Origin of the sequence: Aeromicrobium sp., from assembly GCF_036676885.1 — a bacterium.
In the GTDB taxonomy this organism is placed as follows: Bacteria; Actinomycetota; Actinomycetes; order Propionibacteriales; family Nocardioidaceae; genus Aeromicrobium.
Window position 1 is genome coordinate 1 of record NZ_JAKFCB010000308.1, and the last position, 13,298, is coordinate 13,298.

The following is a 13,298-nucleotide window of genomic DNA, read 5'->3' on the forward strand; positions in this document are numbered from 1 at the left end:
TCGTGGCCTTGGTCGGCGCCACGGTCGTCTTGGTCGCGGCCGGCGGGTCCTCGGATCCGCCGCAACCGGCGAGCACCAGGATCAGGGCCACCGCGAGCGTACGCATGGGGTCATCCCATCACGAGCCGACGGCGTCAGGCCGGAGGCGCGCTCCTCGACGACGTGATGGCCCGGTGCCGGAGCCCCGGGCCATCACGAGTCGTGCCTCGTCGAGCTGCTAGAGGTCCAGATGCGCCCCACTGTCGAGGTCATCGATCGAGACATTCGACCAGACGGCCGAGATGAAGGTCGCCCGCTGCCCTGGAGGGCAGTCGAGGACGTCCGACGCGGACGGCGCGAAGAGGCTCAGCGAGCCGCTCACATTGCCGTTCTTGCCGGCCGTGAAGTCATCCTCTGCCGAGAAGTCGCCGCTGATGGTCGTCTTCTTGGGATCGGATGGAACCTTGGAGCCGCCGTTGACGCAGGAGTACGTCGCATCGAGATGGGCGCTGATCCTGATCGTCTCGGTCGAGCCGGACTCGAGGCCGGCTTCCTTGAACTTCACCGTCAGGGTCCCGCCGGACGTGGTGTACGACGTCTGGCTGGCGATGAAGTGGGCATTGCCGGCATGCGCAGCTGTCGTGCCGAACAGAAGTACTGCGAAGACAGCAGCAATCAATGAGAAAATTCGCCGTGAAATCATGATTCTTCCTGGGGAGTGATCGATTCGTATGTGCTGCGCATACGCGCTCACCCCCCGGCGCGAATGCGCCAGGATCCACGGCCCAGAGATTCTTGGTTGATTCCGGGGGCACGATCTAAACCTTGCCCCTCGGCGGACGTTACGCCCGAACATCCCGTCACTTCAAACCTTCTGCGAATGGGCATCGGGGCCAGGTCGCGCACGGTGGGGGTGACCAATTAGTATGACGTCCAACTAACTGAGGAGCACCATGAGCGGGATCAACAGGGTCGGCGTGATCGGCGGCGGACTGATGGGATCAGGCATCACCGAGGTCGCAGCCCGGGCCGGGCTCGACGTCGTCGTGGTCGAGATCAACGCCGACGCGGTCAAGGCTGCGTCGGAGCGGGTCGAGGGTTCTCTGCGGAGGGCGGAGTCCCGCGGCAAGATCGACGCTGACGAGGTGAGCGCCGTGCTGGACCGCATCACGTTCACCGACGACCTGGAGCAGCTGGCCGACCGCGACCTGGTCGTGGAGGCCGCCTCGGAGGACGAGACCACCAAGCTCGAGCTGTTCCGCCGGGTCGGGCAGATCCTGGTCAAGGACGACGCGATCCTCGCGTCCAACACCTCCTCGATCCCGATCGTCAAGCTCGGCGCCGTGTCGGGTCGCGCCCACCACGTCATGGGTGTGCACTTCTTCAACCCCGCCCCGGTGATGCAGCTCGTCGAGCTGATCCCGTCCCTCACCACGTCGTCGGAGACGCTGGAACGCATGCGCTCGTGGGTCACGGACACGCTCGGCAAGAAGCCCATCGACGCGACCGACCGCGCCGGGTTCGTCGTCAACAGCCTGCTCGTGCCCTACCTGCTGTCGGCCATCCGCATGTACGAAGCCGGCTACGCCTCCGCTGAGGACATCGACCGCGGCATGGTGCTCGGCTGCGGCCACCCCATGGGACCCCTGGCCCTGTCCGACCTCATCGGCCTGGACACCCTCAAGGCCATCGGCAAGTCGATGTACGACGAGTTCAAGGAACCGCTCTACTCACCCCCGCCGCTGCTCGACCGCATGGTCGACGCCGGCCTGCTCGGCAAGAAGACCGGCCAAGGCTTCTACGGCTACGAGAAGTAGCCGCGTCAGCTGGTCGTGATGACGTTGCCGGCGAGGGTCACGGTGCCGAGCGACAGGGCGCGCCCGGTCAGCTGACAGCCGGCACCCAGGGTGATCGCTCCGCCGGCCAGGATCGTGCCGGCGAACGTGGACGACGCACCGGTCCCGGCCGCGCCGCTGACCTGCCAGAACACGTGGGAGGCCTGGGCGCCGTTGACGAGCGCCACCTGACTGTTCGCCGCGGCGTTCAACGCACCGTCGGTCTGGAAGATGAAGATCGCATCTGGGTCGCCCTCAGCGTCGAGCGTCACGGTTCCGGTCAGGGCCATCGCAGCGGTGGTGTGGTGAACCCCGATGTGGAACGTACGACCGCCGAGGACTCCGTCGAAGCTCGTGTGCGCGGCCCGGCCGGCGGCGTCGGTGTAGGCCGTGTCCAGGGCATCCCGCGCCAACCCCGCGGCCGAGTCGCCGGCGTGCATGATGCCTCCCACGATGCCCGGGGGAAAGCCCGAGACCGCATCCGCTGGGCTCACGCCCAGGTCGCCGGTCATGGTCGTCGCGTCGGTGTTGTCGACGCCGGTCGCCGCGAGGACCGAAAACGTACTCGCCGCGCCCAGGGCGACCGTCGGTGGGTTGATCTCGACGGTGAGGGCCTGCGTCGCGAATCCCGTGTTGCCGGCTGCATCGCGCACGCGGGCCACGATCGTATGGGTCCCGGGTGCCAGGCTCTCCGCGGTGACGCTCCACGTGCCGTCGGCCTGCACGGTCGTGGACTGGGACTGGCCCGCGACGGTGACCGTGACCGGCCGGCCGGCCGCGGCGTCGGTCGTACCGGCGATGTCCGGCGTCGGATCCTTGGTCACCTCGGCGGCGCCGCCCGCGATCGTGACGGTCGGCGGGAGCGCCTCGGTGAAGCGGATCGTGCTGCTGGCGAGCGTGACTGCATCGCGGGACAAGGCGCGGCCGATGAGCTCGGTGTCAGCGCCCAATGTGATCGCGCCGGCAGCCATGATCGTGCCCGAGAAGGTCGAGTTGGCGCCGAGGCCTGCGGCACCATTGACCTGCCAGAACACGTGCGAGGCGCGCGCTCCGTTGATCAGCACGACGTGGCTTGCCGCTGCCGTGTTGAGCGCGGCGTCGATCTGGAAGACGAAGACAGCGTTGGGGTCGCCGTCACCATCAAGGGTCAGCGTGCCCGTCAACGCGAACGCCGCTGCCGTGCTGTGCACACCGGCATGGAACGTCCCGCCGTTCTGGTCACCACCGAAGCTCGAGGTCGACGTCCGCGTCCTCGCATCGTCGTACGCCTGCACGAGCGCGGACTGCGCCTGTGCCGCAGGGATGTCTCCGGCGTGGGTCGTGCCGCCCACCAGGCTCGGCGGGAACCCGGTGACGTTGCTGCTGGGGCTCACGCCCAGGTCGCCACTGACGGACGACGTCCCGGTGCTCGTCACCCCCGTGTAGCCCAGGACCGAGAAGCTTCCGGCGTCGCCAAGGTCAGGACCCGAGTTGGCTGGCAGCGGATCGACATCCACCGCGATGCTGTCGGGGCTCTCGGCGCCCAGCCAGTTGGTGCTGTAGACGGGAGTCACGGCATAGACCCAGCGGCCGACTGGCACGGATGACTCGGTGCACGACGTGGCCGCGATCGTGCCCACGCATGCGGTGAGCGCGGTCTGCACGACGTGGGTCGTCGCGTCGTACCGCGCCACGCGATAGCCGTCGACCGCCTCGCCGGTCGACAGCCCGCTCGCCGCCCACTCGACCGTGACCGTGTCGCCGGTCGCGGAGATGACCGGCGTCTCGCCGCGACCCACCGTGGCGACCGCCGCAGCGCCGTTGCCGCCCGGCACGGACGTCGTGGACCAGTAGGCCCATCCGGCTCCGAACGTGAGGCTGAAGGCGAGGAACAGGACGCCGATCCGGCGCACGCGGGTTCGTATGCGGTGCCGCCTCGAGCCCCGACGATGCGTGCGGTGGCGGTGACTCATGGGCCCGCCGTCAGGTGGACCGTGAAGGTCGCACCCTGGCAGGCGTTCGCTGCGTCGGCACTCATCTCCAGCGCGTCGGACAACGTGACGGAGAGCGTGCCGTCGTCGGCTCCGGACGCCGCCGGCACCGTCCACCCGGCGCCGCTGTTGGTCTGGGTCGTGTAGCCGAGGGCCACGAGCGGACAGTCGAGGTGCGCGGCATCGACGGCGTATCCCCCGTCGCCCTGCGTGACGTCCAGGGCCAGGGATCCGAGGTCAGCGACGTACGAGTTGGGGTTGGTCACCCGCAGCACCACGTCGCCCACACCGCCCGGACGAAGATCCGCGGACGCTACGCCCGGGCTCAGTGTCACCGCGACGGATGAAGCCGTGCTCCCATGGCCGGCTCCAGCTCCCCCGGCGGCCCAGTAGCCGAACGCCGAGGCACCCGTGACTGCGACGAGAACACTCGGCACGAGGGCTCGAGCCCACAGCCGTCGAACCGGTGGTCGGGCTCGGCGAAGGCTGGACATCGGACATCTCCCTGACAGAAACCAGCACGTAAAGAGTCGCCACTCTACGTCCCACCAGACGATCGACCTAGGGGCAAAGGTCCCCACAAAAATCCCTGAAAATTCAGTGAAAAACAATTCACGACAACCCGACATCAATGGGCGAATCGGGCGTATGGTTCGCCACAGACTGCCACGCTCCACCTCACTCGGGGGTGGCCACGATCGCGCCATCAGCGCCGGGGCCACAGGTCAGGGCAGACGAACCGAGGGAGTTCGCATGTTCAGTCGTATCGCAGGAAAGAAGCGCGCCACCGCCGTGGCGATGACCGCCCTCCTGGTGCTGATCGGCGGGGTGGCGTTCGCCTACTGGACCTCGTCGGGATCGGGGACGGGTGCGGGCACGACCGGAAGCAGCACCGCGTTCACGGTGTCCAGCACAGCCCCCACCGGCCCCGCCCTGACCCCCGGCGGAGCCAGCCAGTCCGTCGCGTTCACCGTGGCCAACCCCGGCACCGGGACCCTGGACCTGACCTCGGTGACTGTCGTCGTTGCCGACGCGAATGGCGACCCGTGGGTGAGCGATCCGACGGGTTGCACAGCGGCCGACTACACCCTCGGCACACCCGCGATCACGTACGGCGAGATCGCCGGAGGCGGATCGATCGCCGGCACCGTGACCCTGACGATGAACAACCTCAGCAGCAACCAGGATGCGTGCGAAGGCCTGGCCGTACCGCTGTACTTCGTCGCCAGCTGACCCCGTCCAGCGGGCGGCGCCGCACGTCAGCGCCACCTGATGGGATGGCCATCGTCAGGAGTGAGGGACTCATCCATGGACTGTGACACGTTGCCGGACACCGGCGGCCCGGCGCTCGTCCTCGCCCTGGTCGCCGTGCTGTGCCTGGTCACCGGGGCGATGCTCCTCAGACACGCAGGCCGCAAGCGGGTCGGGCCGGTCGTCATGCTCGCGCTCTTGATCATGGCCCTCGCGCACGCGACCCTGGCCGGCGCGCCGGCGCAGGCGGCATCGACGGACTGCGAGACCGACCAGCGCGACGGGCAGAACTCGCTCCGCATCACCCAGACCTCGGTCCTCGCGGGCCTTGGCCCCGAGGCAGCACCGCTCGCGATCACCGGCAGCGTCACCAACGACTCCGACGACGACACCTACATCACGGCGGTCACGGTCACCATGACGTCGGTGACCAAGGGGCCGCACGCTGCTGCCGGCTCCTGTGACATCAGCGACTACACACTGACGGATCCACGTATGCCCGTTGGCAAGGCGCTCGGGCCGCACGAGTCCCTGACGTTCTCCGGAGCGACCCTCGGCTTCAGCAACAAGACGGTCAACCAGGATGCCTGCCAGCGCGCAGTGATCCGGCTGCGCTACCACAGCGCGGCGACCCAGGACCCGGCTAGTCGATGACGCGGTCGTCGCGGTGCGGCGCGAAGAACTCGGCCTGCTGCTTCATGATGTCCCGCATGCTCGCGCCCTTGGGCACGCCGTAGACGGTCCCGCCGAAGTCGAGCCCGCGCTGGATCGCCCAGATCTCGTCGTGACGGTCCGGAGGGAACATCTGTGCGGGGTCGCCCACCGCGACCCAGCCGATCGGCAGCGACTCCCCCGAACCGATCCGGGAGTTGACCTGCAGCACGCTGTTGATGCGCATCTCCGAGCCGGTCTCGACGGACGAGCCGGGGAACAGCGACGCACCGGTCGCGATGAACACCTCGTCCGCGATCGTCGCGCCGTTGACGTGTGCGTGCGGGCCGATCATGACGTCGTCGCCGATCGACACGGGGTGGCCGGCCCGCCCGCGTACGAGCGCGTTCTCCATCACGACGACCCGCTCGCCGATCGACACGGTGCCGTCCTCGGCCGTGACGACAGCGCCGTGGAGGATGCGGGCGTCGGCGCCGATCGTGACGTCACCGCTCACGACCGCGGTCGGGGCGACGTACGCGGACGGGTCGATGCGCGGGCTGGCTCCACGGTGCTCGATCAACATGATCCGACGGTATCCCTCGCGGCCGGGCCGCAACCACTACGCAACGGGGTGCAGGATAGACAGAGCGTGACCCGCGCCATTACAGGAGGCACTCGTGCTCTACCCGTTGACCGTCATGGACTTCCTCGACCGAGCGGTGACGGTCTATCCCGACCGTGTCGCGGTGGTCGACGAGCCGGACCAGCCCGCCGAGTCGTGGGGCGAGATCACGTACGCCGAGCTGGGCCGCCGGGCGCGCGCGCAGGCCGCGTCGCTGGACGAGATGGGCGTTCCGGTCGGTGGCCGGGTCGCGATCGTGTCGCAGAACTCGGCGCGGCTGTTGACGTCGTTCTTCGGCGTCTCGGGCTGGGGCCGGGTGCTGGTGCCGGTCAACTTCCGGCTCGCGGTGGCCGAGATCCGCTACATCGTCGAGCACTCCGGCGCCGAGGTGCTGATGGTCGACCCCGACCTGCGGCACCTCGTCGACCAGGTCGACTGCAAGCGGAAGTTCGTCCTCGGCGAGGATGACGACAAGATCTGGGGTTCGTCGACCGAGCCGCGACCGTGGCAAGGCGACGAGGGCGCGACCGCGACGATCAACTACACGTCCGGCACGACGGCCCGGCCCAAGGGCGTACAGCTCACCCACCGCAACAACTGGCTCAACGCGACGGTCTTCGGCTGGCAGGCCTCGGTGTCGGACCGCGACGTCTACCTCCACACGCTGCCGATGTTCCACGCCAACGGCTGGGGTCACCCGTTCGCGGCGACCGGCATGGGCGCCAAGCACGTAGTCATCCGCAAGATCGACGGCACCGAGATCCTCAAGCGCATCGAGCAGCACGGGGTCACCTACCTCTGCGCCGCGCCCGCCGTCGTCACCGCGGCCCTCGACGGCGCCAAGACGTGGGAGGGCGAGATCCCCGGGCGCGATCGCGTACGCATCATCGTCGCCGGTGCGCCGCCGCCGACCCGCACGATCGAGCGCGTACGCGAGGAGCTGGGCTGGGAGTTCATCCAGATCTACGGCCTCACCGAGACCGCTCCGCTGTTGACGATGTCCCGTATGCGGGCCGAGTGGGACGACCTCACGCCGCACCAGCAGGCCCTCAACCTGGGCCGGGCCGGGGCGCCCGTGATCGGCGTACGCATGATGATCGACGACGAGGGCGAGGTGCTGGCGCAGTCCAACCACAACCTCGAGGCGTACTGGGACAACCCCGAGGCCACGGCCGAGGCGCAGGCCGGCAACTGGTTCCACACCGGCGACGGCGGCACGTTCGAGGACGGCTACATCGCGATCGCCGACCGCAAGAAGGACGTCATCATCACCGGGGGAGAGAACGTCTCGTCGATCGAGGTCGAGGATGCGCTGAACTCACACCCGTCCGTGCGCGAGGTCGCCGTGATCGGCATCCCCGACGAGAAATGGGGCGAGCTCATCACCGCCCTCGTCGTGCTCGACCCCGACGAGGAGCCGGTCGACCAGGCCGGGCTCATCGCGCACTGCCGCGAGCACCTCGCGGGCTACAAGTGCCCCAAGAAGATCGAGTTCCGCGACGAGCTCGCCCGCACTGCGACCGGCAAGCTGCAGAAGTTCAAGCTGCGGCAGCCCTATTGGGAGGGCCACGACCGCCAGGTCAACTGAGCAGCACCGGAGAGTCAGAAAGGTCGGTCCCGCCAGGTCAGCTGACCTGGCGGGACCGACCTCGACCTCCTTGACCTACTTCTTCAGCTCGAAGTCCGCAGTAGCGGGCCCGTTGAAGAAGCTGGCGTCCGAGACCTTCACCCGGTACGACCCAGCGGTGAGCGCGGCACCGGTCTGCTGGCTGAGCTTGGTCGACAGGTTGTAGATGTACTGCGGGTCGGACCACCGCATGTTGAGCCCGTTGGTCGCAACCGTGGTCGTCGCCGTCTCCTCGTAGCCCGGGTTGGGCGTGCCGTCGAGCTTGTAGAGGGTGACCAGCGGGGTCTTGTCCGTGACCGCCAGCCCGTCACAGCCGGTGACCGTGACCTTGACCGGGATGGTCGAGCCGAGCTTGAACACGCTGCGCGTCCCGGCGGCGTTGATGGGCTGCAGGATGCTGCTCACCGTGGTCTTCGTCGCGAAGTCGCTCTCGGCGTCGGTGGTCTCGGTGTCGGTGCCACCGTCGTCGTCGGTCACGGTCACGCCGACGGTGTAGGTGCCGTTCGCCGTGTACGTGTGACTGCCCGTGACCGGCGAGACCGCGGGGTTCACCAGGTAGGTGTCGCCGACCGAGTCGGTGTTGCCGTCACCCCAGTCGATCGAGGCGAGGTGCGTGTCGGCGCTTCCCTGGTCGGCGAACGTCGTCGAGATCGAGGCCGAGCACGCGCCGGTCGCCGAGGGGCTGACGGTGCCGACGACGGGCGCGACGTTGGCCGCGGTCCAGTTGAACGTCTGGGTCGCCGGCGTGTGCTCGCCGTCGGTGGCGGTGACAATCACCGAGCCGGAGGCGTCGTCAGTCGTCGTGATGCTCCAGCTGAACGTGCCGTCACCGTTGTCGACGAGGGTCCCGCTGTCCGCGGAGATGTCCAGAGTGTCGTTGCCGTCCGCGTCGGTGAAGGATCCGCTGGTCGCCGGGTTGCCCGGGCTGCCCTCGTTGCCGTTGGCATCAGCGGCCTGGTCGCCGAGCTCGGGGGCGTACGAGTTGGTGTCGCACACGTCGCCGATGTCGTCGGTGTCGACATCGGCCTGGTCGGAGTTGCTGACCAGGGGGCAGTTGTCGTCGTCGTCCGCAATGCCGTCGCCGTCCGCGTCGACGATGGCCGGAGCCACCACATGGAGCTTGAAGTTGGCGGCGCTGACGTTGTAGCTGCCGGTGGTGTCGGACGCCGAGTGAGTGATGGCGTAGCCGTTCGGATCACTGACGGTCGACGAGCTGAACGTCGCGGTCTTCGCGCCGGCCGCACCACACGCGGTGAACACCAGCGTGTTGTCGTCGACTGTCACATTGGCCGGGACGGTGATCGTGAGGGTCATCGGCGAGCCATCGGCGGCGTCACAGTTGTTCGCTCCTCCGCCCGTCGCGTTGACCGTGTAGGTGATGGTGGTCGAGCCACCGGTGGTGATGGTGCCGGTGCCGTTGGCGCCGTTGGTCACGTCGTTGACGACGTTGTCGGCGAAGGCGAGGCTGCTCAGAGCCAGCACGGCGGCGGCGGCGAGCGCGACCACCGAAGTGGCTCGTCGGGAATGGGTCGTGATGCGGCTCATGGGATCTTCCTCCACTGGGAGTGGCTGACCGAGACGCAGCTCCCCGACCCGCGCGGCCCTTCCGAGCCTTGCCAGCCACAACTCTGCGCAAGCAAGTCAGTGGACACCCCGACACTAGGGCCGCAAGCCATCGGCCCTGAATAGCCCGATGGGCCCCCTTTTAGTCACCCAAATGGTGACCGGCTGGCTGACTCACTGTCGCGGGCCGTGCTACCCAGCCCTTCGACGATCTGCGCTGGACGGGTCAGCCTTGGACCTGTCGTTCGAGCTGGTCAGTCGAGGCTCAGGACGAGCAGCAGGTCGCCGCCTTCGGCCTGGCGGGTGTCGGGGATGACGAGACGTACGACGGTGCCGGCGTTGGGCGTCGTGATCGAGGCCTCCATCTTCATGGCCTCGATCGTGGCGACGGTCTGACCGGCCTCGACGGTGTCCCCCTCGGCGACGATCGCGTTGACGACGCCGGCGAACGGGACGGCGACATGCTGGGGGTTGCCGGTGTCGGCCTTCTCCGAGGCGGCGACCTTGGAGTCGACGGAGCGGTCGCGGATCTCGGTCGGCCGCAGCTGGCCGTTGATCGTGCCGAGCACGTTGCGCATCCCGCGCTCGTCGGCGTCGCCGATGGCCTCGATGCCGAACAGCAGCAGGTTGCCCTCGGAGACCTCGACCTCGGTCTCGTTGTCGTTGCGCAGTCCGTAGAGGAACGCCCCGGTCGGCACGGTCGACAGGTCGCCGAACTCCGCGTGCGCCTTGTCGAAATCCTGTGTCGGCCCGGGGAACAGCAGCCGGTTGAGGGTGTGGCGACGGTCGGACGCCAGGCCGGCGCGCTCGTCGTCGGTCAGCTCGGTGACCTTGGGCTTGGCGTTGCGGCCCTGCAGCGCCTTGCTGCGGAACGGCTCGGGCCAGCCACCGGGCGGATCGCCGAGCTCGCCCGACAGGAACCCGATGACCGACTCGGGGATGTCGAACGACGCCGGGTCCTCCGCGAATGCCTTCGGGTCGGCGCCGACCGCGACGAGATGCAGCGCGAGGTCGCCGACGACCTTGGACGACGGCGTCACCTTGACGACATTGCCGAGGATGTCGTTGGCGGCGGCGTACATGTCCTCGATCTGCTCGAACTTCTCGCCCAGGCCCAGCGCGATCGCCTGCTGGCGCAGGTTGGACAGCTGGCCGCCGGGGATCTCGTGCCGGTAGACCCGGCCAGTGGGTGCCGGCAGGCCGGACTCGAACGGCGCGTAGAGGCGGCGGGTGGCTTCCCAGTAGGGCTCGAGCGCGTTGACGGCGTCGATGTCCAGGCCGGTCGTACGTTCGGAGTGGTTGGTGGCTGCGACCAGCGCCGACATCGGCGGCTGTGACGTCGTGCCGGCCAGCGCTGCGGAGGCCGCGTCGACGGCGTCGACACCGGCCTCGATCGCCGCGACCAACGTGGCCAGCTGGCCACCGGGGGTGTCATGCGTGTGCAGGTGCACCGGCAGGTCGAACCGCTCGCGCAACGCGCGCACGAGCGTACGAGCCGCGGGTGCGCGCAACAGGCCGGCCATGTCCTTGATCGCCAGCACGTGGGCGCCGGCATCGACGATCCGCTCGGCGAGCTTCAGGTAGTAGTCGAGCGTGTAGAGCTTCTCGTCGGGGTTCGACAGGTCGGCGGTGTAGCAGAGCGCGACCTCGGCGACCGCCGTGCCGGTCGCCCGTACGGCCTCGATCGCCGGGCGCATCTGGTCGACGTCGTTGAGCGCGTCGAAGATGCGGAAGATGTCGATGCCCGTCGCGGCCGCCTCCTGCACGAACGCGTCGGTGACCTCGGTCGGGTAGGGCGTGTAGCCCACGGTGTTGCGTCCGCGCAGCAGCATCTGCAGGCAGATGTTGGGCGCCGCCTCGCGCATCGCCGCGAGCCGGTCCCACGGATCCTCCTTGAGGAACCGCAGCGCCACGTCGTACGTCGCACCGCCCCACGCCTCGATGCTCAACAGCTGCGGTGTCGTCCGCGCGACGTAGGGCGCGACCGTCACCAGGTCGCGCGTACGAACGCGGGTCGCCAGCAGCGACTGGTGCGCGTCGCGGAACGTCGTGTCGGTGACGCCGACGGTGTCGCGCTGCCGCAGCGCCTCGGCGAAGCCCTCGGGCCCGAGGCGTACGAGCAGCTGACGGGACCCCTCGGGCGGTGGGACCGACAGGTCGACCGCGGGCAGCTTGGTGCGCGGGTCAACCAGCGTGGGGGCCGGGCCGTGGGGCTTGTTGACCGTGACGTCGGCAAGCCAGGACAGGATCTTGCCGGCCGGGTCGGAGGCGCCGTGGGCCTCCAGCAGCTCGGGGTGGCCCTCGATGAACGTCGTCGTGACGTGGCCGGCGCGGAAGTCGGGGTTGGCGAGCAGGCCCTTGAGGAACGGGATGTTGGTCGAGACGCCGCCGACATGGAACTCGCCGAGAGCACGCTCGGCGCGCGTCACGGCGGCCTCGAAGTCGCGCCCGCGACACGTCAGCTTGGACAGCATCGAGTCGAAGTGCGCGCTGACCACGGCGCCGGTGAACGTCGTGCCGCCGTCGAGGCGTACGCCCGGGCCGCCCGGGGAGCGGTAGGACGTGATCGCGCCGGTGTCGGGGCGGAAGCTGTTGGCCGGGTCCTCGGTCGTGATGCGGCACTGCAGCGCGAAGCCCCGCGCCTTGATCGCCGACTGATCCGCCAGGTCCAGCTCGGCCAGCGTCGCTCCGGCCGCGATCCGCATCTGTGCCTGCACCAGGTCGACGTTGGTGACCTCCTCGGTCACGGTGTGCTCGACCTGGATCCGCGGGTTCATCTCGATGAAGACGTAACGGCCGTCGGCACCCAGCAGGAACTCGACCGTGCCGGCGCACGAGTAGTTGATCGACTCGGCGAACTTCACCGCGTCGGCACACATCGCCTTGCGGGTCGCCCGGTCGAGGTTGGGCGCCGGAGCGATCTCCACGACCTTCTGGTGCCGGCGCTGCACCGAGCAGTCGCGCTCGCGCAGGTGCACGACATTGCCCTGCTGGTCGGCGAGGATCTGGACCTCGATGTGCCGGGCGTCGACCACGGCCTCCTCGATGAAGCAGGTCGGGTCGCCGAACGCACCGTCGGCCTCCCGCATCGCCGCCTCGATCGACTCCCGCAGCTTGGCCGGATCGTCGACCCGGCGCATGCCGCGGCCACCACCTCCGGCCACAGCCTTGACGAACAACGGGTACGTCAGCACGTCGGAGTCCGAGACCAGCACGTCGACATCCGCTGACGGCTCGACCGACTTCAGCGTCGGCACTCCGGCCGCCTTGGCCGCCGCGATCGCAGATGCCTTGTTGCCCGTCAGCTCCAGGACCTGCTTGGGCGGTCCGATGAACGTGATGCCGGACCGCTCACAGGCCTCGGCCAGGTCCGGGTTCTCCGACAGGAAGCCATAGCCCGGGTAGATCGCGTCAGCGCCGGCCTTGACCGCCGCCGCGACGATCGCCTCGGGGTCGAGATATGCGCGTACCGGGTGGCCCCGCTCGCCGATCTGATAGGCCTCGCCGGCGCGCACCCGGTGCTCCGAGCCCCGGTCCTCGTGCGGGAACACCGCAACGGTCTCGGCACCCAGCTCATGGGCAGCACGGATCGCACGAATGGCGATCTCACCTCGGTTGGCGACGAGAATCTTCTGGAACAACGGATTGTCCTTGCTCGGCGGAAGCGTCGGGGTCAACCTATCGTCCGCGTGTCACCGACACATTGCGAGGGTTCCCTCATGTTTCGCGACGCGTTGTCCCGCCCGGACGGGTCGACCTTGATCCTCGGAGTCGCCGACAACCCGACAGCGACCGGG

At 68.7% G+C, this 13,298-nt stretch carries 10 protein-coding genes; 4 read left to right on the forward strand and 6 right to left on the reverse strand.

All coding sequences use genetic code 11. The features are described from left to right. Positions 1-217 precede the first annotated feature (217 nt). Positions 218-682, reverse strand: a complete 465-nt coding sequence (locus tag V6M46_RS14270; protein WP_332666308.1) for a hypothetical protein — start codon at positions 680-682, stop codon at positions 218-220. Between the two features lie 259 nt (positions 683-941). Here V6M46_RS14270 and V6M46_RS14275 point away from each other — a divergent pair, with 259 nt between their 5' ends. Next, the gene (locus tag V6M46_RS14275) at positions 942-1,796 is read left to right on the forward strand and encodes a 3-hydroxybutyryl-CoA dehydrogenase (RefSeq protein ID WP_442880523.1); all 855 of its coding nucleotides are present in this window, start codon (positions 942-944) and stop codon (positions 1,794-1,796) included. Between the two features lie 5 nt (positions 1,797-1,801). On the opposite strand, the gene V6M46_RS14280 is transcribed toward V6M46_RS14275, so the two are convergent. Both V6M46_RS14280 and V6M46_RS14285 read right to left on the reverse strand, forming a co-directional pair. Continuing rightward, positions 1,802-3,766 (reverse strand): ice-binding family protein, encoded by a 1,965-nt coding sequence (locus V6M46_RS14280; protein WP_332666310.1) that lies wholly within the window; start codon positions 3,764-3,766, stop codon positions 1,802-1,804. Beyond that, entirely contained in the window at positions 3,763-4,221 is a 459-nt protein-coding gene (locus V6M46_RS14285; RefSeq protein ID WP_332666311.1) for a hypothetical protein, read from the reverse strand. Before V6M46_RS14285 ends, V6M46_RS14280 begins: the two co-directional genes overlap by 4 nt. A gap of 316 nt (positions 4,222-4,537) precedes the next feature. Here V6M46_RS14285 and V6M46_RS14290 point away from each other — a divergent pair, with 316 nt between their 5' ends. Then, on the forward strand, positions 4,538-5,017 hold the full coding sequence (locus V6M46_RS14290; protein WP_332666312.1) for a hypothetical protein: 480 nt from the start codon (positions 4,538-4,540) through the stop codon (positions 5,015-5,017). Between the two features lie 75 nt (positions 5,018-5,092). Then, complete coding sequence (locus V6M46_RS14295; RefSeq protein ID WP_332666313.1) at positions 5,093-5,689, forward strand: hypothetical protein; 597 nt, start codon at positions 5,093-5,095, stop codon at positions 5,687-5,689. Here V6M46_RS14295 and V6M46_RS14300 read toward each other — a convergent pair. Further along, positions 5,679-6,272 (reverse strand): gamma carbonic anhydrase family protein, encoded by a 594-nt coding sequence (locus tag V6M46_RS14300; protein ID WP_332666315.1) that lies wholly within the window; start codon positions 6,270-6,272, stop codon positions 5,679-5,681. The genes V6M46_RS14295 and V6M46_RS14300 overlap by 11 nt on opposite strands. 94 nt (positions 6,273-6,366) lie before the next feature. Between V6M46_RS14300 and V6M46_RS14305 the strand changes: the two genes are divergently transcribed. Then, positions 6,367-7,899: an AMP-binding protein gene (locus tag V6M46_RS14305; protein WP_332666317.1), complete on the forward strand. Its 1,533-nt coding sequence runs from the start codon at positions 6,367-6,369 to the stop codon at positions 7,897-7,899. A gap of 75 nt (positions 7,900-7,974) precedes the next feature. Here V6M46_RS14305 and V6M46_RS14310 read toward each other — a convergent pair whose 3' ends face one another. Together V6M46_RS14310 and V6M46_RS14315 are read right to left on the reverse strand one after the other, a co-directional pair. Further along, positions 7,975-9,483: a PxKF domain-containing protein gene (locus V6M46_RS14310; protein ID WP_332666319.1), complete on the reverse strand. Its 1,509-nt coding sequence runs from the start codon at positions 9,481-9,483 to the stop codon at positions 7,975-7,977. A 272-nt stretch (positions 9,484-9,755) separates the two neighbouring features. Then, a complete protein-coding gene (locus V6M46_RS14315; protein ID WP_332666321.1) occupies positions 9,756-13,142 on the reverse strand; it encodes a pyruvate carboxylase in 3,387 nt (1,128 codons plus the stop codon). Positions 13,143-13,298: the final 156 nt, after the last annotated feature.